This is a genomic window from Vibrio sp. B1ASS3, from assembly GCF_905175355.1.
Classification (GTDB): Bacteria; Pseudomonadota; Gammaproteobacteria; order Enterobacterales; family Vibrionaceae; genus Vibrio; species Vibrio owensii.
Map to the genome: position 1 here is coordinate 2,322,374 of NZ_HG992742.1, position 21,189 is coordinate 2,343,562.

At 44.5% G+C, this 21,189-nt stretch carries 21 protein-coding genes; 5 read left to right on the forward strand and 16 right to left on the reverse strand.

Annotated features, from left to right (window positions below):
• Positions 1-191: 191 nt before the first annotated feature.
• The 15 genes from KJB05_RS10675 to thrS form a co-directional block, all read right to left on the reverse strand.
• A complete protein-coding gene (locus KJB05_RS10675; RefSeq protein WP_208445451.1) occupies positions 192-1,316 on the reverse strand; it encodes a GGDEF domain-containing protein in 1,125 nt (374 codons plus the stop codon).
• 176 nt (positions 1,317-1,492) lie between these two features.
• Positions 1,493-2,674: a hypothetical protein gene (locus KJB05_RS10680; RefSeq protein ID WP_208445452.1), complete on the reverse strand. Its 1,182-nt coding sequence runs from the start codon at positions 2,672-2,674 to the stop codon at positions 1,493-1,495.
• A gap of 9 nt (positions 2,675-2,683) precedes the next feature.
• Positions 2,684-3,475, reverse strand: a complete 792-nt coding sequence (locus KJB05_RS10685) for an outer membrane lipoprotein-sorting protein (protein ID WP_208445453.1) — start codon at positions 3,473-3,475, stop codon at positions 2,684-2,686.
• A 40-nt stretch (positions 3,476-3,515) separates the two neighbouring features.
• Positions 3,516-5,894 (reverse strand): MMPL family transporter, encoded by a 2,379-nt coding sequence (locus tag KJB05_RS10690; RefSeq protein ID WP_208445454.1) that lies wholly within the window; start codon positions 5,892-5,894, stop codon positions 3,516-3,518.
• Positions 5,895-6,096: 202 nt separating this feature from the next.
• Positions 6,097-6,885 (reverse strand): TetR/AcrR family transcriptional regulator, encoded by a 789-nt coding sequence (locus KJB05_RS10695; RefSeq protein WP_208445455.1) that lies wholly within the window; start codon positions 6,883-6,885, stop codon positions 6,097-6,099.
• A gap of 170 nt (positions 6,886-7,055) precedes the next feature.
• A complete protein-coding gene (locus tag KJB05_RS10700) occupies positions 7,056-7,865 on the reverse strand; it encodes a helix-turn-helix transcriptional regulator (RefSeq protein ID WP_009705881.1) in 810 nt (269 codons plus the stop codon).
• A gap of 547 nt (positions 7,866-8,412) precedes the next feature.
• Positions 8,413-8,727, reverse strand: coding sequence for a heavy metal-binding domain-containing protein (locus KJB05_RS10705; protein WP_005443150.1), 315 nt, complete (start codon positions 8,725-8,727; stop codon positions 8,413-8,415).
• Between the two features lies 1 nt (position 8,728).
• Complete coding sequence (locus KJB05_RS10710; protein WP_208445456.1) at positions 8,729-9,118, reverse strand: VOC family protein; 390 nt, start codon at positions 9,116-9,118, stop codon at positions 8,729-8,731.
• A gap of 10 nt (positions 9,119-9,128) precedes the next feature.
• On the reverse strand, positions 9,129-9,509 hold the full coding sequence (locus tag KJB05_RS10715) for a RidA family protein (protein WP_045412372.1): 381 nt from the start codon (positions 9,507-9,509) through the stop codon (positions 9,129-9,131).
• 306 nt (positions 9,510-9,815) lie between these two features.
• Positions 9,816-10,076, reverse strand: a complete 261-nt coding sequence (locus tag KJB05_RS10720) for a hypothetical protein (RefSeq protein WP_227741108.1) — start codon at positions 10,074-10,076, stop codon at positions 9,816-9,818.
• Between the two features lie 59 nt (positions 10,077-10,135).
• Entirely contained in the window at positions 10,136-10,681 is a 546-nt protein-coding gene (locus KJB05_RS10725) for a GNAT family N-acetyltransferase (protein ID WP_208445457.1), read from the reverse strand.
• Positions 10,682-10,860: 179 nt separating this feature from the next.
• On the reverse strand, positions 10,861-11,214 hold the full coding sequence (gene rplT, locus KJB05_RS10730; RefSeq protein WP_004727974.1) for a 50S ribosomal protein L20: 354 nt from the start codon (positions 11,212-11,214) through the stop codon (positions 10,861-10,863).
• Positions 11,215-11,254: 40 nt separating this feature from the next.
• The gene (gene rpmI / locus KJB05_RS10735) at positions 11,255-11,449 is read right to left on the reverse strand and encodes a 50S ribosomal protein L35 (protein ID WP_009705876.1); all 195 of its coding nucleotides are present in this window, start codon (positions 11,447-11,449) and stop codon (positions 11,255-11,257) included.
• A gap of 117 nt (positions 11,450-11,566) precedes the next feature.
• Positions 11,567-12,118, reverse strand: coding sequence for a translation initiation factor IF-3 (infC, locus tag KJB05_RS10740; protein ID WP_074050532.1), 552 nt, complete (start codon positions 12,116-12,118; stop codon positions 11,567-11,569).
• Between the two features lie 3 nt (positions 12,119-12,121).
• Complete coding sequence (gene thrS / locus KJB05_RS10745) at positions 12,122-14,050, reverse strand: threonine--tRNA ligase (protein WP_009705874.1); 1,929 nt, start codon at positions 14,048-14,050, stop codon at positions 12,122-12,124.
• A gap of 295 nt (positions 14,051-14,345) precedes the next feature.
• On the opposite strand from thrS, the gene KJB05_RS10750 reads away from it, so the two are divergent.
• Positions 14,346-15,335 (forward strand): DUF3187 family protein, encoded by a 990-nt coding sequence (locus KJB05_RS10750; RefSeq protein ID WP_208445458.1) that lies wholly within the window; start codon positions 14,346-14,348, stop codon positions 15,333-15,335.
• 5 nt (positions 15,336-15,340) lie between these two features.
• Here the strand turns inward: KJB05_RS10750 and KJB05_RS10755 are convergent, their stop codons facing one another.
• Entirely contained in the window at positions 15,341-16,084 is a 744-nt protein-coding gene (locus KJB05_RS10755) for a sporulation protein (RefSeq protein ID WP_208445459.1), read from the reverse strand.
• Positions 16,085-16,277: 193 nt separating this feature from the next.
• Here KJB05_RS10755 and hutC point away from each other — a divergent pair, with 193 nt between their 5' ends.
• From hutC to hutU, 4 genes are all read left to right on the forward strand, one after another.
• The gene (gene hutC, locus KJB05_RS10760; RefSeq protein ID WP_208445460.1) at positions 16,278-16,985 is read left to right on the forward strand and encodes a histidine utilization repressor; all 708 of its coding nucleotides are present in this window, start codon (positions 16,278-16,280) and stop codon (positions 16,983-16,985) included.
• Positions 16,986-17,105: 120 nt separating this feature from the next.
• On the forward strand, positions 17,106-18,356 hold the full coding sequence (gene hutI, locus KJB05_RS10765) for an imidazolonepropionase (RefSeq protein ID WP_208445461.1): 1,251 nt from the start codon (positions 17,106-17,108) through the stop codon (positions 18,354-18,356).
• A 1-nt stretch (position 18,357) separates the two neighbouring features.
• Positions 18,358-19,371 carry a formimidoylglutamase gene (gene hutG / locus KJB05_RS10770; RefSeq protein WP_208445462.1) on the forward strand — a complete coding sequence of 338 codons (1,014 nt, stop codon included), beginning with the start codon at positions 18,358-18,360 and terminating at the stop codon, positions 19,369-19,371.
• Between the two features lie 112 nt (positions 19,372-19,483).
• A complete protein-coding gene (hutU, locus tag KJB05_RS10775; RefSeq protein WP_208445463.1) occupies positions 19,484-21,181 on the forward strand; it encodes a urocanate hydratase in 1,698 nt (565 codons plus the stop codon).
• The last annotated feature ends 8 nt before the right edge of the window (positions 21,182-21,189 follow it).

Genomic DNA, 21,189 nt, shown 5'->3' on the forward strand with positions numbered 1-21,189 from the left:
TTGAATTATGAAAAGAAGAGGTTATTGAATAAAAAGAACACAAAAACGTAAAAAAAGCAGCGTTGTCTAGGAATAACGCCCATTTTATCGAGGTTGTTTTTGCATAAGAGGCCAAAGAAAGTCACTGGTATTGTTCTTATCAAGCGAGAAAAGAAGCTCGCTTTCTTTGGCGATCTAACATGAGCAGTAATCTAGTTTAAAGGCGTGAGTTTTTGTACGGTTTGAACTCGGTTTTTACCGTTCTGTTTTGCCAAGTAAACGCCCTCATCGGCAACTCGAATTAAATCCGTGTAGGTTTCCATATTGTCTCGACGCTCTGCAACACCAACACTGATGCTCCCTCGCCAAGGTTCGAATGAAGTAGGAACAAGCATATGGGAGACCTGCTTTCTCACCGCCTCTGCCACATGCAAACCACCCTCTAATCCGGTATCTGGGCAAATTACGAAAAACTCATCGCCACCCAAACGACACACAATGTCGTCACTGCGGAAGTAGTGCTTCAACGCTTGCGCGAGCTCGGTTAGAACTAAATCCCCTGCTTCATGGCCGCAGGTATCATTCACTTGTTTGAAGTAATCCGCATCGATCATGATACAAACCAAAGGCAGGTCTTTAGCGTCCTCATCCTTCCACAATTTCTTAAGCGTTTTTATCGCGCTTCTACGATTCGGTAACTGAGTCAATGAGTCGGTTAAGGACAAGGCTTCTAGCTGTTTATTTGCATTCGATAACTGCTTCGTCCTTTCGTCCACCTTTTCCTCTAGAACTAGGTTCAGCTTGAGTAGCTCTCGATTTCGCTCGGAAACTTGCGAAAATAGCGCATTTAGCGCGTCAAGCAGCGGTTCTGTTGAGGCATTGACCTGTTTTTCTTGCTCTTCATACGCTGCTTTTGGAGACATGCCGGATTGAATCGCCGCCACTTGTTTGGACATATTCTGATCGATGCCAAGAATATGGTACGCCAGCCAATGAATAAGGAAATCCAGCAACTGTTCGGCCGCACGCTTGTTTTCTTCATTGATGAAGCTTTGCATGCTGATGATATCGCTCATAAACGCGCGATGGACTTGGATATGTTTCTGTAGATGCTCAGGATAGATCCCCACTTCGCGCATCAAGTTCTCTTCTTCTTTGAAGTGGAACTCTGCGTAACGAGAAAGATCAAACAATGCGACTTGAATATCGGTCAGGGAGATGCTGTTTTGCGCCAAAAGTTCGCCGTACTTATTGATGAAGCCGACTAAATACTGGTGTTGCTCATCAACTTGTTCGATTCCAGTTTCGAAATATGTGTCCCAACGAAATGAATTCAACGCTACTACTCCTGAGTAAAACCAGTGAGTATTGATAGTTGCTTATATACAACTATCAATACCACAACAAACATAAGGAATAGTATCGACAAATCTTCCTTAACGCTTTAGCAGTCAGTCAAAATAATGACGTGGATCTACTTGCCTCCAACTTTTCGATTAGTTTATCTACCAATTTAAAAATAATACTGGATAGAGAGTTCGATAAAGTCGTCGTCCCGTGCGAAATAAAGCAGGTCCGTTGGCGTGTCATTTTTAAACAACCAAGCATCGATTTGCCACTTGAAATGATTTGAAATGCGGCTGGAAGCCTCAAGTTTTGCGTTGTACACATCGGAGTTGTCGAGATCTTGCGTTATACCCGTAAGAATTTCTGTGCCGTCTTCGTCATTGAGTGCTAAACGAATGCCTGCAAAGACATCATTTTGACCGATGTTTTGCGCATTGTTACCACGGCTATCATAGAGATACTCACCAATAATACCTACGTCCCATACCGTATCAAAAGCGCCTACTATCGTGTACTCAAAACCCGTCACGACGCCGACATGATTGTCGAAGCTATCCCGGTAGACACTCTCTAGCTTCCATAACCAATCGCCCACGATGCCTTGAACATCCAGCCCAACATGGCTCATTAAGGCGTAGTAAGGTTTTAGCTCTCCTTGATCAAACCGAAAATACGGGTCACGGTTTGTTCCATAAACATAGCTTAAACCGACATCCCAATCGCCGAACATTTGTGCGTACCGAAAAGCGGCATCCACATGCTTTTCTTCTCGGCTAGATTCATACAGCGCATCACCAGAGACAACAGGATCAATCCTCAAACGTCCATCTTTACCTGCAAATGTTCGCTCACGAAAATAGGGCAATAACATCGCATCCACCGTCCCCCACTCTTTGATAGAAGTAAAATGAACCATAGGTTGGCCGAGCTTATCTTCTCCATCAACCGCTTCTATCGCATCAACTTGGTTTACAACATCAACCAAGTGCGCAGACTCTGTGACGCCCCAAAACACCTTACTGATGCCGACTCGGAGTTCGTAATCATCCCAATAGGTTAAATATAAAGCTTCTCGAATATCACCATGAGTGCGTTCATCATCCATGCTATCCCAGCGAAAAAAAGGCGTCAAAGTGAAACTCGCATCACCGTCTTGCAGATCCCAATAAAGCTCGGGTTGCAATACGAGTGATGTTTGCCCTTTGTTTTGCCCCTGAGCACCGTCAGAGAAAAACTGGCGATGCTCGATATTGACCTGCCCCGCTAGTTCAACGCCAAGTAAAGGCGAAGAACACAGCATTGCCGTAATGCCAGCCAAGGTTCGGCTTGCAACGATTGCCCTAGTCATTCAACCTCCCTACTTAACGCGCTTAAGGACGTTTTTGTTGAAATCGTTGTCTTTCAAACCAGTCTGGAACGTTAACTCGCTGGTCGTCAGTTCCGTGCTCTTGCCCGTTTGGTGGTTCGTCATCGCCATGGTGTGAGCGCGCCAGTATTGATTCAGATATTGTTTGTAGTCGGAGAATAAAAGTGTTTTTAACAACGCACCTTTGCGGTCATAAAACTCTACTTTCAGAGGACGATAGTGCGCCTTGTCCAACCAAACCACCTGCTTGGTGTAACCGGAGTTTTTATCTGTCGGGATTTGCTCTAACACAAACGTTTCTTGGTCATTCACCGTTTCATCTTTTAGGTAATTGAAACTGTATTTTTCGATCTCGAATGAGCTCAGGTCTTCATAAGCAAACTCACTGCCCATAAACGGACCGGATTTATTGCGCGAAGCAATACGTTTTACACGCTTAAGAGCCGGTAGGTAGAGCCACTGGTCATCTGCGCCAACTGTATGAGAATGGTTCAGAAATGCAGTGCCTTTTACATCACGTGGCTCATCAAAAATGGTCAACCCTTTGTCACCATCATCAGCAACCTCAAGTGATTTCAAGCGCATCAAACGCGTACTGCTCTCCCCTTGTGCATTGCGAAGGATCATTTGCATTGTTGCCACCGAATCCCCCCAACCTTCATCACGAGCTTTGCGCTCCTGTGCAATCTCTAATCCTTTTGCCTCATCTGCCCATGTAAAAGGCGAAAGCAAAAGTGAAATCGATAACGCGGCGACTTTGAATGGTGTTTTAACTAGTTTCATTATGTGTTCCTTGTCTTAATTCCTGAAGTTCGTTTCTCGATTACAACGGTGTCGCCGTAACGTTTTTCTCAGATTCTGAAGGTGTTTTTTTCGTCCCTGTGTTTTGTGAGTAAGCGGCCTTATCAAACAGCATCAACAAAGTCGGTAAGAATAAAAAATCCACAACTAAAGCGATAAAGATGACAATGGCGCTGAGCTGGCCCATATCAGCATTCAAACGGAAGCTCGACATGGCCAACACCGAAAAGCCTGCCACCAAGACAACAGTGGTAATCCAGAGCGCGCGCCCAACAGTATGGAAGGCGTAACGCACTGCTTGCTCAGCTGTTTGGCCTTCTTTTCGAGCACGCTGGTATTTAGAAAGGAAGTGAACAGCATCATCGACCACAATCCCGAGCGTCAATGTGACAACAACGGATAGCCCGAGGTTAATTTCACCTGAAATAAGCGCCCAGAGACCAAAACCAATCACGGCCGGTGCGATGCTTGGCACCAAGCTGATCAAACCAAGTTTGAGAGAGCGAAGAGCAAAAATAAGCAATGCGGAAATGAGCACTAATGTAATAGGTAAAGTAGAGAGTATACTCGCCATGTTGGTCTCACCAATGTGGGCGAACATCAAAGAAGGGCTCGAAGCAACTACTTCATATTGAGGGGCATTGTCAGCAAACCACGCATAGATACGATTCTCAAGATCAACCAATTCAACACTGCCCAAGTTATCAACTGTGAGGACCATTTTAATTGACGATTTATCAACATTGATTTGGTTGTTTAGGTCGAGTCCATACGGCAAGGACATCTCATAAAGCAACAGATATTGCGCAGCCAGTTCACGATTTTGTGGCAACGCGTAGTAGCTTTCATCGTCACCATGCATGTTCTTGTTGAGACGTTTATACACATCCGCTAGCGTCGCGACATGGTCAGTTTCTGGTTGAATGCGCAGCCAATCCGTAAACCCACCAATAGCATTGAGAAATACCGGGTCTGCAATCCCTTGTGACTCGTTAGTTTTAATCGCAATACTGATGTTGGTCATGCCACTGATGCGCGCCTCCATAAAGTCGGCAGCTTGGCGAAAATCACTGCGGTTATCGAAGTACTTCACGGATTCATCATTGACGCGATTCAAAGGAATCAAACTCGCGCTGACGGCAATAACCAACACAGAGGCAGGCAGTAACGCTTTGCGATGTGTAACAACAAAGTCGCCCAGTTTGTCCATAAAGTCAGACTTTCCGTTCGAAGGCGTTTGCTTAACATTGATAGGAAGCAACTTCAGCAAGGCAGGAAGAAGCGTGACAGAAAGGAAGCATGCGATCATTACGCCTAACGCTGACAAGTTGCCGAAGTCTCTCAATACCGGAGAATCGGACATGTTCATCATCAAAAAGCCGATTGCTGTGGTCACTGAAGTGATCAGAATTGGCATGAAGTTAAGTGAAATACTTCTCTCGATAGAATGCGCTTTGCTAAAGCCATTTTGCATCGAATGACGCATGGTGGTGATGACATGCACACAGTCAGCAACGGCGAGTGTCATTACCAGCGTAGGCACATTAACGGTCGCCGTGCTCAAGAACATGCCAGCCCAACCAGAAAGTCCCATCGTCGCCATAACTGAGCCGATGATAACGATCAAGGTGGCGACGACACTCAAGAATGAGCGCAACATAATGGTCAAAAACACCAAAATCACTAACAGCATGGTTGGCACCAGTGTCGAGCTGTCCTCCTGCGCTGCCGTCATAAACGCATAGTTCATGGCGATGATGCCTGCTTTATGGAACTCAACATCTGGGTAGTTCTGTTGGTAACGCTCTAGCATTGCGCTGATATGGGACATCACCTCTTGCACTTCGGCCGTCTTGTCTATTTCTGGCAGTTGAACAGTAATATTCACAACTGTTACGTCCCCTTTTTCTGAAATCAAAGCGCTTTTCAATACAGGTTCTGACAACGCGATGCTTTTGACTTTAGCGATACGTTCAGGGGTTAGTTCATAGTCTTCATACAACAAATCCTCGACGAGAAGATCGTCTTCAAACGCTTCGGTATGTTGGTAGTTGGCGATAGAGTCAACACGACTGGAATAAGGCACTTGCCACGAATCGACGGTGAGGCTTTGTATAAGTTGGAGGATTTCCGGAGTGAAGACGTCGTTGCTGGCTGGTGCAACAACAATGGCGAGGTTGTCTGTTTTAGCAAAAGTGGTTTGAATTTCATCGAACGCCAATAACTGCTTATTGGTACCATCAAAGAAGATGTTGTAGTCACCACGGAAGTAAAGGTTCTTTCCTCCTATTGTCGCGATAACAACGAGCAATACCGTGGCCAGTAGTACCCATATACTGTACTTGGTTGGAATCTTCCCCCATTGAGCAGAGGAAGCTTGTTGAGCTTGGTGGTGTTTCATCACACTCTCCCTTTGTGACGTTTCGTCATAAAACGGAGTTAAAAAAGCAGCTTTAGCTGTTCTCTAATTCCAGATACGTTTCTAACGCGATCTCTACACCGATTTAATTAGAGGTATTGGTGTAAAAACCATCGTTATTGACGATCCGTCAAATAGTGTGATTAAAAAGCCAATCCGCTGATTTGATTGGCTTGTTGCTTACTTAACGATTGACTGAGTCAAGATAAGCAAGTTCTTCACTGAATAATTCCTGCTCTACTCGACGCCAGGTTTTGCGGTAATCCCACTCAGTTGAGAGCGGTAACCAATCCAAACCGTCAAGTAACATATTGGCGTTATGAAGCACTGAAAAAGGGTCTTGCAAACGCTGTATGCATCGACTATTCGACGCATTTTGCGCAAGTGCATTAGAACCAAAAGCAATAGACCAGTTTGCGAATACAATGGCATCAGAACCTACTGCGGGTGAGAATTTTAAATCCCCAACTTCTACCGCATGGTTCACTAATGCATCCGCACCGGAAATCACTTCCTCTTCAAGCTTATTCAATTCATTTAGGCGGGCCGGTGAGGCTTTCTCTATCACCCAAGGGGTTTTAGCAACAATTGCGCACGTCGATAAGACAGGCTCCATACGAGCGTAGATACGGTAGCCCACATGCATTGCAATGATCTTCTCACGAGTATTGCCATCAAAGTTGGCCGTGCGTTCAAAAAACACCGCCTCACTTTTTAGAGAATGGATACAAAGCGCGAGAATCACATCTTCTTTGCTGCAGAAATGGTTGTAGATTGTCCCTTTTGAGTAAGGGCTTGCGGCGGTCAACTTATCCATGGTGAGATTCGCAAACCCCTGCTCTTGAACCAATGACTTTGCAAGTTGGATTAACTCCACCTCACGATCGGCGATCGCTTGTTGTTTCTTAGTTAAACCAGAAACCACACGACACCCTTCTTGTTTGTCATTTTTCTTGCAGCCAAAGTTAAACATATTTCCCTGTTCCGTATCCCTGTGTAACCCAAATGAAGTGTAACACGAATATGGTTTGCAGAAACGACATCACATTTCTGACGAATCGTCATAATTGACACTTCGTCATAATAGTTCAACAAATAAACATTTCAAGAATGAATTTATAAATCATTAAAAATAATTAGAGATTATATCGAGAGACTCGGCTTATCCCCTGCGGATGCTATCGCATAACGAATATCATCAATAAAGTTTGTCTCTGTTTGAACGATACCATCTGAAAAAGTAACGGGCTGATGTGGGCCTGCAATCAAAAGGACATTGGTAAAATCGGATACGTTAAAGTTCTCTGCCACTACATTTTTCGAATGAAAATCAAGCACGGTATTCGCGACCTGTTCTTCCAAGATAAGTAGTTGTTCTTCAGTGATTTTCATGCGAGACAAAGCGACTCGAACACACTTCTCGTGCGTGGTCGTTTGATCCTTGATGATCTCTGTGTACTTGTCGTTAAGCTTCGAGTTTTCAGCATAGCTGTAGTAGAGCGGACCATGCAGCGTAATGTTGTTTTCTTCATCAACATAAACCAAATCAAGTAACTCTAGCGCGCCTAGATAGTCCGACATACTTTGTTTCGAGAGGTCATACTTTTTCATTAGGATGGTATAGCCGTCTTTCCCACGAAGCATCCGTAACTCTCGATAAAAATCGTAAAGATGAGGAAATTGGAAAAAGACTTCGTCTTGCGTGTGGCTAAAGTAATCTTGATCCTCAGCTTGAAGTTGATTTGCTAGCTTCTGCAATTCATCGAGGGTGCAGTCAACCGCGCGGCAATACTCAAGCAGCTTATCTAGAGCAAGGTTAGTACTAGTTAAATGACGTTTAAAAGTGGACAATGGCATGCCCATTTTCTCAGATAACTCTCGATATGTTAGCCCTTTAGTTTTTATCGCTTGTCGTAATGCGGCTAACAAGTACTCGGGAGTGAGTTCTCTCATCTACAATTCCTTATGGCAATGTTACAGCTGTATAGTATTTGTAACAATTTAGAATCACTTCGCAAGGCATAAGTTCATATTTTTATAAGAAAACTTTGAATTAATATACTTTCATTCACATTTATGATGTTAATACTGGCACTTAAAATGCATTCAGTTTCATTATAAGTTGTTATCAAAATAGATTATAAACATGTTAATCAACATGCTATTCGTCGCATTAACTGCTAACTGGAGCGTTTTCTCAGAGTATTTCCGACTTAAGACATCACAAAAACTTAGAATATTTACCCTACAAAACATGCAGCCTAAAATGCATATTTATGCAAATTGCATATACTAGATCTTTATCTATTATTTTTTGCGAACGCTACGATCAGGATCAATAAGGTGAGTATGTAGGAACATTAGGTAGGCGTCAGAAATGCAAACGCAGAACATCACTGTCGAGATTCTGCGTTTCACTTGAAATGGATAATCGAGTTGGAACTTACTAACCCATTCTATTGATCATGAGTTAGCAACACATCGCGCTGGCTAGTCGCTCTTAAACAAGCTTTACTGCAGTGCCAAATGCAAGAATCTCTGAAGAACCATCAACGATCGAACTGGTGGTGAAACGAATACCGACAACAGCATCTGCTCCTAGGTTCGCGGCATCCTCTACCATTCGTTGAATAGCAATATTTCGGGCTTCCGTCATCATTTCGGTGTAGCCACGAATCTCACCACCAACAATGCTTTTTAAGCCAGCCATGAAATCACGTCCAATGTGCTTTGACTGAACCACATTTCCCGTCACAACACCTTTTATCTCTGCAATCTCTCGTCCAGGAATCGTCTCGGTTGTTGAATAAATCATGTTATACCTCAGTAAGATAGTTAGATAACTCAATTAAGTTACCATCTGGGTCTCTAATGTAAACCGATAGGATGTTACCAATTGCACCTGTCCGTTGAACTGGGCCATCAATAACCTCGATAGAATGGGAGTCTAAATGGGGGAGCACGTTTGCAATTGGCGTATCACATACAAAACACAAGTCGGCACTCCCAGAGGCCACCTGACTCGCCTTAGGTTCAAATTCATTGCCAAGCTGATGAAGGTTGATTTTCTGTCGCCCATATATCAAAGCCACACGTCCTTCCCCAAAAGTAACACTTTCCATACCGAGAACCTGTGTATAGAAATCCAGTGTGGTTTGAATGTCTTTAACTGTCAGTACAAGGTGATCCAAGCGATTTATTTTCATTAAAGCCTCTCTACAATGCTTCAGATGAGATGACTGCCTCAATCTCAATAGATAAGTCGGGGTGAATCAAACGGCTCACCTCGACTAATGAACAAGCTGGTAAATACCCCTCATAGAAGTCGAATAATACCGACCGGATCTCTGGCAATTGGTTCATGTCGGTTACAAATATCGTCAGCTTGACGAGATCGCGTTTCTCTCTTTGTTCTTCAGTAAGTATCTGCGACAAGTAAGACAGAACCGTTTTCGTTTGCTCGATTAGGCTTTCACTTTGACTTGGTGAACCCATGGCTGTCAGCCCTGACACATACAAGGTTTCGCAATGTCTTGTCGCATGAACATAAGGACCAGAAATTTGCGGCAAAAATTCGTAACTGATTCGTTGAACCATGTTGTCTCCCCTTCCCTAGCGGTTATATTTTCGTTTGTTCAGTATCTCTTTCACTTCGTGCGTTTTTTCCAAATCTATTTCATAAACATTGGCTAATGCACAAACATATTATACCCAAATGTCTTCAATGAGCAGGATTCAGAGCGTTGTCACTGACTCTAGTTCAAAGTCAAACAACTTGAGGAATAGTCTTTCTATTTCCATTTTGTTTGGCAAAGAAATAGTGTTAGTGACACGCTCCCAAAGGGCGAGTTGCCTTGGCTTGTATACTTTGTTGTCGATTTTCGATTTAGAACCACTAGATCTTTAAATCGCCGCCGCGTCTACAAACCAATGCAATCTCGCTGAACCTAGCGCATTGAGGATATTTGGGTATACGCGTACGTCGTAGAGTTCTTCCGCGATTGTTCCTTTAATTGTGTCCTCTGTCGGTTGCCCAGTGGCGTCTTTCCTAATCGATTCAGACAACTCACCCACTTCTTCAATCAGTTTGAGGAAATAATGCTGTTTCTGTTCCGGGTCGTGATCAAACTCTTTTATATGCGCTTGTAGTTGTCGAATGTCCATTTCTAATCCTTTTGTTTGTAATCCTAATAAACCCTACCATAAGTAGATAACAAAATGATTTAACGCGATATTCCTTTACTGAGGACAATGCAATGATACTCGCGCCCTAACTCATGTTCAGCATCATCAAATTGCTCTATGTGATTGAAGCCTTGCTTAAACCAAAAGCGAAAAGCGTCAGTATTCTCAACGTACACGTTTAGCATGGCTTTATTGAAAGACGCATACTCAAGAGCAACGTCCAATACACTATCGACGATTTCCTTTCCTAAACCTCTACATTGATAGTCAGGAATAAGACACAGCATAGGGATCCATAAACACCCTTTGTACGGAAAATTCAGTTCGAGTTGGATATAACCTATCGGCTCCCCCTCCTGTGTCGATATTTTTCTGAGGTAAAAAGCTTCGAGGTCATCGGGATTTTTTGGTAGAGAACTCTTTGAAATCAGCGCTTGATATTCTGCAATTGGCCAACCACGAAAAGTATGGTCATAAACCACTTTTTGATGATTAGAATCGAATAGAGATTTGGCTAGCTCAGCCTGTGTTGTATCAAAAGTAGAAAAGATTAAACGCTTTGATTCCCAATAGCTCGGTAACACAGACGCTCCTTATCCATGATTTGATGAGTAAAGGCAAAATAACAAATCCAGCCACTAGAGCAACTGATTTGGTCAGAGTTGGGATATATGCGGGAAATGGGAAAGTCTATGGCTAGGGAAACAGAAAGCAATAAAAAAGGAGAGCTAATGCTCTCCTTCTCTTAATCCTAAACTGCTAATTAAAGAGCAGCTTTCGCTTTTTCAACTAGAACAGCAAATGCTGCTTTGTCGAATACTGCGATGTCCGCTAGGATCTTACGGTCGATCTCGATAGATGCTTTCTTAAGACCGTTGATGAAACGGCTGTAAGATAGACCATTTTGACGAGATGCTGCGTTGATACGTGCAATCCATAGTTGACGGAATTGACGTTTCTTAGCGCGACGGTCACGGTAAGCGTATTGACCAGCTTTAGTAACTGCTTGGAAAGCTACGCGGTAAACACGTGAACGTGCACCGTAGTAACCTTTAGCTTGTTTTAGAACTTTCTTATGACGTGCACGAGCTTGTACACCACGTTTTACGCGAGGCATTATGCTTCTCCTAAACTAAACGATTGATAACTAAAAAGAATTAAGCGTATGGCAACATACGAACAACTGCAGCAACTTCACAACGTGGAAGAATTGCATTTGGACGTAGCTGACGCTTGTTCTTAGTAGTACGCTTAGTCAGAATGTGACGTTTTGTAGCGTGCTTGTACTTAATACCACCAGCAGTTTTCTTAAAACGCTTAGCAGCACCTTTGTTGGTTTTCATCTTAGGCATGATGAATAACTCCGCATTGAGTAGGTTTAATAAACAACGTAATTAGGGCGAACAAAACCCAGCCGTTTACCTTTAAAAGGGAAACGGCCAGGTCTTAATTACTTGATGAGCCGTTAATTACTTCTTTTTAGGGGCAAGAACCATGATCATCTGACGACCTTCGATCTTACTTGGGAAAGATTCCACTACAGCAAAGTCTACAGTGTCTTCTTTCAAGCGATGAAGAACGTCAACACCGATGTCTTGGTGTGCCATTTCTCGGCCACGGAAGCGAATTGTTACCTTCACTTTGTTGCCTTCTTCAAGGAAACGCGTCAGGTTGCGTAGTTTTACCTGATAGTCTCCAATATCAGTTCCAGGACGGAATTTTACTTCCTTAATCTGAACCTGTTTTTGCTTTTTCTTCTGCTCTTTAGCAGATTTGCTCTTTTCAAAGAGGAATTTGCCGTAGTCCATAACACGACAGACTGGCGGCTCAGCGTTAGGACTGATTTCCACAAGATCCATGCCTGCTTCTTCAGCAGCTGCGATCGCTTCTTGAATCGATACAACACCAACTGATTCACCGTCAGCGCCAGTTAGTCGAACTTCACGAACGCCACGAATTTCACCGTTCATACGGTGTGGGTTTTGTTTTACCGGCTGTTGGCCGCGTCTTCCGCCTTTAATAGCTTATTCCTCCAGATTGAGCTTACGGCTAGAGATCTCGTCTTGGATGTATGCGATAAAATCATCCACTTTAAATTTACCGAGATCTTTACCTTTACGAGTACGTACTGCTATTTCGCCTGCTTCCATCTCTTGGTCACCGACTACAAGCATATACGGTACACGCTTCAAAGTGTGTTCGCGGATTTTAAAGCCAATCTTCTCATTTCTCAAGTCCGCTTTAGCTCTAATTCCACTTTTTTGTAGTTTTTGTACTACTTCTTGAACATATTCTGATTGTTTATCAGTAATGTTCATAAGAATTGCCTGTTCTGGCGCCAACCAAGTTGGGAAGAAACCAGCATATTCTTCGATAAGGATACCAATGAAACGCTCTAGTGAACCTAGAATTGCACGGTGAATCATTACCGGTACAAGACGTTCATTGTTTTCACCTACATAAGTTGCACCTAGGCGACCTGGTAGGTTGAAGTCTAGCTGAACAGTACCACACTGCCACGCACGGTCTAGACAGTCGTATAGTGTGAATTCGATCTTAGGACCGTAGAATGCACCCTCGCCTTCTTGAATTTCGTATGGGATTTCCATCGATTCAAGAGATTGTTTCAATGCTTCTTCAGATTGATCCCAGATTTCGTCTGAACCTACACGTTTTTCTGGACGAGTAGACAGCTTCACTACGATATTGTCGAAGCCAAATGTTTGGTACGTATCGTACACCATCTTGATACAGTTTGTTACTTCTTCTTGAATTTGGCTCTCAGTACAGAAAATGTGAGCGTCATCCTGAGTAAAGCCACGTACACGCATGATACCGTGTAGTGCACCAGATGGTTCGTTACGGTGACATGAGCCAAACTCAGCCATGCGTAACGGTAGGTCGCGGTACGATTTAAGACCTTGGTTAAAGATCTGTACGTGACCTGGACAGTTCATTGGCTTGATTGCGTATTCACGGTTTTCAGAAGAAGTCGTGAACATTGCATCTGCGTATTTGTCCCAGTGACCAGAGCGTTCCCAAAGAACACGGTCCATCATTAGCGGACCTTTTACTTCTTGGTAACCGTACTCATCTAGCTTAGAGCGGATGAATACTTCTAGATCACGGAAAACAGACCAACCATTGTGATGCCAGAACACCATACCAGGTGCTTCTTGCTGCATGTGGAATAGGTCTAGTTGCTTACCGATCTTACGGTGGTCACGCTTCGCCGCTTCTTCTAAGCGAGTTAGGTGCGCTTTCAGTGCTTTCTTATCGTGGAAAGCAGTACCGTAGATACGTTGAAGCATTTTGTTATCGCTGTTACCACGCCAGTAAGCACCCGCAACATTCAATAGAGTGAAATGTTGGCAGAAGCTCATGTTAGGAACGTGAGGACCACGACACATGTCGATGTATTCTTCATGGTGGTAAAGACCTGGACGATCATCACGAGATACGTTTTCGTCTAGGATTTCCACTTTGTATGGTTCGCCACGTGATTCAAACGTATCACGTGCTTCCTGCCAGCTCACTTTTTTCTTAACAACTTCGTACTTGGTTTTCGCTAGCTCTTTCATACGCTTTTCAATCTTTTCAAGATCTTCTTGCGTTAGAGACTCGTCTAAGTCGATGTCGTAGTAGAAGCCATTGTCGATGGTTGGACCAATCGCCATTTTAGCTTGTGGGTAAAGCTGCTTAAGAGCGTGACCAAGAAGGTGAGCACATGAGTGACGAACGATTTCTAGACCGTCGACTTCATCTTTTACTGTGATGATCTCAAGGCTTGCGTCTTCTTCAATTAGATCGCACGCATCAACGCGGTTACCGTTTACACGACCAGCGATAGTTGCTTTTGCAAGACCAGGACCGATCGATTGCGCAACTTCCATAGTAGAAACTGGGTTGTCAAATTGACGCTGACTGCCGTCAGGAAGAGTAATAATAGGCATGCTATGTCCTTTACAGTGGTGTTGCACACCAAGCAACACATGTTATTCAAATTAGAAGATATTTCGAAAGTCGATGACGGTCGCTCGGTAACACGAATACCGGACCTTCATCGGAACAAGGATTGTACATAGCTCACATTTAGAATGCAAAGTGCGATTTCAAAATGTCATTGAAACTTCATCACAGCAAATTCATCGATAAGCACAGAATGAGGAATTAATACAATTGAACGGCATTCAAAACATGATAAGACTATAGTTAATCTATTGAGTAATCTCACTTTAGGCTCTCATCATGATTGATTTAAGATGGCAACCTACGCTCATGAGTTGCACCATTCTCCTATCTGCGCCGGCAATCTGCGCTTCAGATTTGTATGGTCCACTGCGTTCCTATGCTCAATCTCCAGTGCAAGTTGTCAGCCACACGAACATACTTCGCTCCGGATATGCCCTCCCCTCTGGTTCTGTTGAAGCGTATGGTTCGGGCACAATTGCTAGTGTCTGGGCACATACCAGCGACTATTCACTCGACTATTACCACAACCAACTCGAGTTAGGCGGTAAATGGCAAATCGATGAAAAGTGGCAATGGGAACTGAACTATCGTTGGGTCTTTGCTGCGGATAACCATTTAGATGGATTGACCGAAAGCTTTCACGACCTATTTGGTATTGGACAAAATGGACGTGATGAAGTCGACAAGAACCGCTTTTATATGTCGATGCCTGACTACGACATTTTAATAGAGGATTTTGAAGGTGAAACGCTAGCAAACAACCTCTCAACTTATATCCAATACCAAATAATACAAAATGAACATCATGGTTTGTCTGTTGGTGGGAGTCTCTACTATAACGATGTTGCTCATGGCTCTTTCAAAGGCAACAGTTTTGAGCAAGGGGTACAAATCAACTACACCTATCGATTCAATGCAGCCAATGTATTCTATTCGATGGCCGGAATGACCTTTAGAAACAGTGATAAAGCGCTCGCTGATCTCCCCTACAGACATAACACCGCCGCCTTTGCTGGCGGTTATCGCTATGCACTAAAAAACAATCACCACTTCATCCTTGAATATCATTGGTATCAAGGTTCGACAGAAGGGCCGAGTGAGTTTGCCGACGCATCGAATGAGTTAGTGATTGGATATCGCTATTTAATGGAGAACTCTGCCATAGAGGTCATGGCGATTGAGAATGCGAGGAATATGGATAACAGTACCGATATCGCCTTTACATTTGGATATCGGTACTTGTTCGCTCCAGATAATGAGAGCTAGAAATATTACAGATTCAAGGTTGGGGCAACTGCCGCTACAACTTGTGAATCAGAAGCACCGATCGGTAACGAGAACGAACGGTATTGGTCACCCGACATACTAAACGAACGGTCAATCTCTGCTAAACAGTGGATAGTCCCACCATCTAAGATAAAGGAAAGCTCTATCTCTTTCGTAGAAACGAAGCCGTTATTGCGGAATTCTAATTCTTGGTAAATACCCGAACGTGAAGAGAAGGTATTCCCACGCAAGAAGCCTTTTTCAACATCTGCTTTTACCATCGTAAAACCGGCTTGCTCTATCGCTTGAATCACACGAGCAGCAACAGGCAAAGGTTTAACCTCAATGTAATCACGATCGCGAGGGTCTATCGCAAAGCCGATGTCCAGTGTGGTCTCTACCCAAACATGACACTGGTTTTTATGTGCGTTAACGGCTGTGATAGGCGTTTCGTCGTGCAGTTTGAGTTCAAAAGGTACTTGTTTTTCTTCATTCGGTTGAATGACAAACGGCTCAACCGCTTTCAATTGATCAATGGTGAAAGTTTGGTAGCTAACGCTGTCCTCTTCTTCCACTTTCATTTCTGTGTTCAATTTAATGGTAATGGCATCGATTTGTTGCTCAACATCACCGCCTTTAATTTGAACGTGACCACGCAAAGTCGCGCCTTGATACACACTCATCTCATCTAAAATCGTATCTACTTTTGCGGAGCCGATACCGAGTGACGCTTTTAGTTTTTTAAACATGCGATTCCTTTGTGACTGTCTGTTTTCGTTATTCTGATAAGTCTCTGTTTACACAACTGATGAAATTCCTGCAAGCAATAGACGACAAGAATGCGGACTAATTCCTTTTATCACTGCACAAAATACGTATGTCTGTTTGCAATTTGTCTATAGATTACGCACTATTTGTATAGTCAATTAAAAGGAAACCTTTATGTCTGCACCACTCTATATGCAAATCAAACGATTTATCCTCGATAAAATTGATTCGGGTGAGTGGATAGTTGGTCATCGCATCGCAACAGAAATCGAATTGACGGAACAGTTTGGTGTGAGCCGTATGACCGTCAACAAAGCGATCCGAGATTTAGTAAATGAAGGCAAACTTCAACGCCGACCACGCCTCGGTACCTTTGTTTGCGATCCGGCAGAAAAGTCTGAATCTCCACTTTTAGACATTCGCAACATTGCCGATGAAATCAATAATCGCGGACGAGAGCATCACAGTGAAGTACTGCAACAAATCTCCATCAAAGCCGATGACAGTATTGCGACCAAACTTGGCGTCATGCTTGGGACCACGGTGTTTTACAGTGAGATTATCCATTTTGAAGATCACACTCCTATCCAACTAGAACTGCGTTGGGTCAACAGCCAATATGCGCCCAACTACTTGCAACAAGATTTCACTTGTATGACGCCAAACCAGTACTTGTCGGGCAACTGTCCACTCAGTGCCATCGAACATACTGTCGAAGCTATTATCCCCGACGCTCGCGTAAAACAAGACCTAAAAATGCAAGCCAACGAGCCGTGTTTGCTGCTGAATCGTCGTACATGGAGTCAAGATAAACTGGTCAGCACAGCTCTCCTTTATCATCCGGGCAACAAGTACAAATTAAGCTCTAAGATCCTGCTATAAACTAGGCGTTACTTCTTCGTTTTGATCACATTTCAGCAACATTAGCCTTGTCATTGATGCTTTTTTCTCCTATTTATTTGTATATACATTTAAAAATACAAATCAGAAGGAAACATCAGAATGGATTTGCTGATTGAAAATGCACGCCTCGTCACTATGCAAGAAGGAGAACAAGGTTACCTACCCTCTCCCCTTGCTCGCGTCGGCATTCGGTCAGGAAAAATTGTTGCAATCAGTACCGCAACAATAGGCGAAGACAGTGCAGAAACCGAATCCATCCTAAATCCAGACCACTACGAACAGACCATTGATCTTCAAAGCAAGCTTTTGTTGCCAGGTTTGATTGATTGTCACACTCACCTTGTTTACGCCGGAAATCGAGCCAACGAGTTTGAAATGCGCCTCAATGGTGTGCCTTATGAAGAAATCGCCAAGCAAGGCGGCGGTATTCTCTCTACCGTTCATGCCACTCGTGCCGCCACTGAAGAGCAACTTATCGAGCTCGCTCTACCACGTTTAGATGGGTTACTTGCCAGTGGCGTTACCTCTATCGAAGTTAAGTCTGGTTACGGCCTAACGCTAGCTGATGAAATCAAGATGCTGCGAGCAGCCAAAGCTTTAGAGCAAGAGCGCAAAGTAAAAATCACCACAACCCTGCTCGCCGCTCATGCACTTCCACCAGAATTTAAAGACCGAGCTGACGATTACATCCAACACATTTGTGATGACATTATTCCCCTCGTGGCAGAAGAAAAGCTCGCCACCAGCGTCGATGTGTTTTGTGAATCGATAGGTTTTAACTTAGCGCAAACAGAGCGTGTCTTTGAGGTGGCAAAAAAACATGGCTTGCATGTGAAAGGTCATACTGAACAGCTCTCTGATTTAGGTGGTACGGCTCTAACCGCCCAATACAATGGTCTTTCTGCCGATCATATTGAATATCTCGATGAAATTGGCGTACGTGCCCTTGCCAACTCTTCTACCGTGGCAACCTTGCTCCCTGGCGCATTTTACTTCTTACGTGAAACCCAATTACCACCTATCGATTTGCTTAGAACGCACAAGGTGCCAATGGCGATAGCGACGGATATCAACCCTGGCACGTCACCGTTCACAGATTTAACCCTGATGATGAACATGGCTTGCACTCTGTTCCGCCTAACACCTCAAGAAGCACTGCGTGGCGTCACTCAAAACGCAGCAAAAGCACTGGGTTATGGGGAATCTCGTGGCGTGATTGAAGTCGGTTATGACGCTGACTTCTCAATCTGGGATATCGAACACCCAGCAGACCTCAGTTACCAAGTCGGTGCAAAACGTTTGGTAGGTCGTATAGTCAATGGTGAATATGTCTCTCACGGAGGACTGTAACATGGCTCAATCAGATCCAAATACCGCTCCATTTCACTGGCAAGGTCGCCACGATGCAGAAGATGGAGAACTGGGTAAACGCGTTCACCACGTGATTAAAAATATTTCTGTTGAAGAGTTGCCGAACAAAAGCGAAGGCGTCTCAATCCTTGGCTTTGCTACCGATGCGGGTGTTGCAAGAAATAAAGGCCGTATTGGCGCGAAAAAGTCACCGGATTTAATCCGTCGTGCCCTAGCCAATCTCGCTTGGCACCAAGATGCGCCGCTTTATGACCTTGGTACTGTCGTTTGCGAAGACGACTTACTAGAGAGCAGCCAATCGCAATGCGCAGCCACGGTTGCTCAAGCACTACCCCATACGCCGGTCGTCGTCCTAGGTGGCGGGCACGAGATCGCATGGGCGTCATTTTCTGGGTTGGCCGAATACTTCAAAACTCATCACCAAGAAAAGCAGCCGAAGATTGGCATAATCAACTTCGACGCACATTTTGACCTACGCGCTTTTGAAAGTTCGCTGGCAGATGTAAAACCGAGCTCAGGGACACCATTTAATCAAATCCATGACTTCTGCCAACACAATGATTGGAAGTTTCATTACGCTTGCATCGGTGTCAGTCGCAGCAGCAATACTAAAGCACTATTCCAGAAAGCGGACGAACTCAACGTTTGGTATGTGGAAGACAAACAGCTTTGCTACATGAACCACAGTTACCATTTAACGCAGCTACAGCACTTTATCGATGACTGCGATTACCTCTATCTAACGATTGATTTGGACGTATTCCCTGCGGCAACAGCTCCGGGTGTAAGCGCCCCAGCAGCGAGAGGGGTCAGCTACGACATTATTTCGCCGTTTCTCGACCGAATCCTACATTACAGAAACAAGCTCATGCTTGCAGACATTGCCGAGTACAACCCCACTTATGACGTCGATAGCCAAACCGCTCGATTGGCAGCCCGCCTATGTTGGGACATCGCTAATGCTATGGCAGAGAAAGACCATAAACCAAAATAACCGAACCCAATAACAATCAACTCGAACAAGACACAGCTCAAACAGCACTTTACTCGAGTAGAAATAGCCAAGCACAGACTTGGTGTACACGTGAAACTAAAGGAGTCTTAAAATGACACAGCGCCAAGGACAAGATCCACGACTTGATACAAGCAGAACAATTCGTGCTCCACGCGGTACCGACCTGCGCGCCAAATCTTGGCTAACGGAAGCTCCACTTCGTATGCTGATGAACAACCTTGACCCAGACGTAGCCGAGCACCCTCACTCGCTCGTTGTATACGGTGGTATTGGTCGAGCAGCACGAAATTGGGAATGCTTCGATAAGATTGTTGAAGTGTTAGAAAGACTCGACGATGACCAAACTCTTCTCGTTCAATCAGGCAAACCAGTGGGCGTTTTCCCTACTCATAAAAATGCACCACGCGTTCTGATTGCGAACTCAAACCTAGTTCCACATTGGGCCAACTGGGAGCACTTCAATGAGCTCGATAAAGAAGGCCTGATGATGTATGGACAAATGACTGCAGGTAGCTGGATTTACATCGGCTCACAAGGCATTGTTCAAGGCACTTACGAGACCTTTGTCTCGGTAGCTAAAAATCACTTTAACGGCGATCCAAAAGGTCGTTGGATTTTAACTGGCGGTCTTGGTGGTATGGGCGGCGCTCAGCCACTAGCTGGGACAATGGCAGGTTTCTCAATGATTGCCGTTGAGTGTGACGAGTCACGTATCGATTACCGCCTACGCACAGGCTACGTCGACAAGAAAGCCACATCTTTAGATGAAGCGCTGGCGATGGTCAAAGAGTCTGACACGCCTATTTCTGTCGGTCTACTAGGTAACGCTGCAGACATCTTCCCTGAGCTTGTAGAACGTAACATCACGCCAGACGTAGTAACAGACCAAACCTCCGCACACGATCCACTGAACGGCTACTTACCTCAAGGTTGGAGCATGTCTCATGCAGCAGAAATGCGCTTGCAAGACGAAGCCGGCGTAGTGAAAGCGGCGAAACAATCAATGGCTGTACAAGTCCAAGCCATGCTACAGCTGCAAAACCGCGGCGCTGCGACACTGGATTACGGCAACAACATCCGCCAAATGGCGTTAGAAGAAGGCGTCGAAAACGCGTTTGATTTCCCAGGTTTCGTGCCGGCTTACATTCGTCCTTTATTCTGTGAAGGTATTGGGCCATTCCGTTGGGCAGCCTTGTCTGGCGATCCAGAGGACATCTACAAAACCGACCAAAAAGTTAAAGAGCTGATCCCTGATAACCCTCATCTACACAACTGGCTAGACATGGCACGTGAACGCATTCAGTTCCAAGGTCTGCCTGCACGTATCTGTTGGGTGGGTCTGAAAGACCGTGAGCGCCTTGGCCAAGCCTTTAATGAAATGGTGAAAAACGGTGAACTGAAAGCGCCGGTTGTTATTGGCCGTGACCACTTAGACTCTGGCTCGGTAGCCAGCCCGAACCGCGAAACTGAAGGCATGATGGATGGCTCTGATGCCGTATCAGATTGGCCATTACTTAATGCCCTATTGAACACCGCAGGCGGCGCAACTTGGGTATCACTTCACCATGGTGGTGGCGTTGGCATGGGCTTCTCTCAACACTCAGGTATGGTGATTTGTTGTGACGGCAGTGATGACGCATCAGAGCGTATTGCTCGCGTACTTCACAATGACCCAGCGACGGGCGTTATGCGTCATGCCGATGCGGGATATGACATCGCAAAACAATGTGCAGCCGAGCAAAAACTGGATTTGCCAATGCTCAATGAAGAACTGAAAAAGCTGAAGTAAGGATGAAA

Excerpts from the sequence above, each read along its gene's own strand:
- KJB05_RS10685 (WP_208445453.1), bottom strand. The coding sequence starts at position 3,475 with ATGAAACTAGTTAAAACACCATTCAAAGTCGCCGCGTTATCGATTTCA.
- KJB05_RS10700 (WP_009705881.1), bottom strand. The coding sequence starts at position 7,865 with ATGAGAGAACTCACTCCCGAGTACTTGTTAGCCGCATTACGACAAGCG.
- thrS (WP_009705874.1), bottom strand. The coding sequence starts at position 14,050 with ATGCCTATTATTACTCTTCCTGACGGCAGTCAGCGTCAATTTGACAAC.
- hutG (WP_208445462.1), top strand. The coding sequence starts at position 18,358 with ATGGCTCAATCAGATCCAAATACCGCTCCATTTCACTGGCAAGGTCGC.
- hutU (WP_208445463.1), top strand. The coding sequence starts at position 19,484 with ATGACACAGCGCCAAGGACAAGATCCACGACTTGATACAAGCAGAACA.
- hutI (WP_208445461.1), top strand. The coding sequence starts at position 17,106 with ATGGATTTGCTGATTGAAAATGCACGCCTCGTCACTATGCAAGAAGGA.
- KJB05_RS10720 (WP_227741108.1), bottom strand. The coding sequence starts at position 10,076 with ATGGACATTCGACAACTACAAGCGCATATAAAAGAGTTTGATCACGAC.
- hutC (WP_208445460.1), top strand. The coding sequence starts at position 16,278 with ATGTCTGCACCACTCTATATGCAAATCAAACGATTTATCCTCGATAAA.
- KJB05_RS10690 (WP_208445454.1), bottom strand. The coding sequence starts at position 5,894 with ATGAAACACCACCAAGCTCAACAAGCTTCCTCTGCTCAATGGGGGAAG.
- KJB05_RS10695 (WP_208445455.1), bottom strand. The coding sequence starts at position 6,885 with ATGTTTAACTTTGGCTGCAAGAAAAATGACAAACAAGAAGGGTGTCGT.
- rpmI (WP_009705876.1), bottom strand. The coding sequence starts at position 11,449 with ATGCCTAAGATGAAAACCAACAAAGGTGCTGCTAAGCGTTTTAAGAAA.
- KJB05_RS10755 (WP_208445459.1), bottom strand. The coding sequence starts at position 16,084 with ATGTTTAAAAAACTAAAAGCGTCACTCGGTATCGGCTCCGCAAAAGTA.
- KJB05_RS10680 (WP_208445452.1), bottom strand. The coding sequence starts at position 2,674 with ATGACTAGGGCAATCGTTGCAAGCCGAACCTTGGCTGGCATTACGGCA.
- KJB05_RS10705 (WP_005443150.1), bottom strand. The coding sequence starts at position 8,727 with ATGATTTATTCAACAACCGAGACGATTCCTGGACGAGAGATTGCAGAG.
- KJB05_RS10715 (WP_045412372.1), bottom strand. The coding sequence starts at position 9,509 with ATGGTTCAACGAATCAGTTACGAATTTTTGCCGCAAATTTCTGGTCCT.
- rplT (WP_004727974.1), bottom strand. The coding sequence starts at position 11,214 with ATGCCTCGCGTAAAACGTGGTGTACAAGCTCGTGCACGTCATAAGAAA.
- KJB05_RS10710 (WP_208445456.1), bottom strand. The coding sequence starts at position 9,118 with ATGAAAATAAATCGCTTGGATCACCTTGTACTGACAGTTAAAGACATT.
- KJB05_RS10750 (WP_208445458.1), top strand. The coding sequence starts at position 14,346 with ATGATTGATTTAAGATGGCAACCTACGCTCATGAGTTGCACCATTCTC.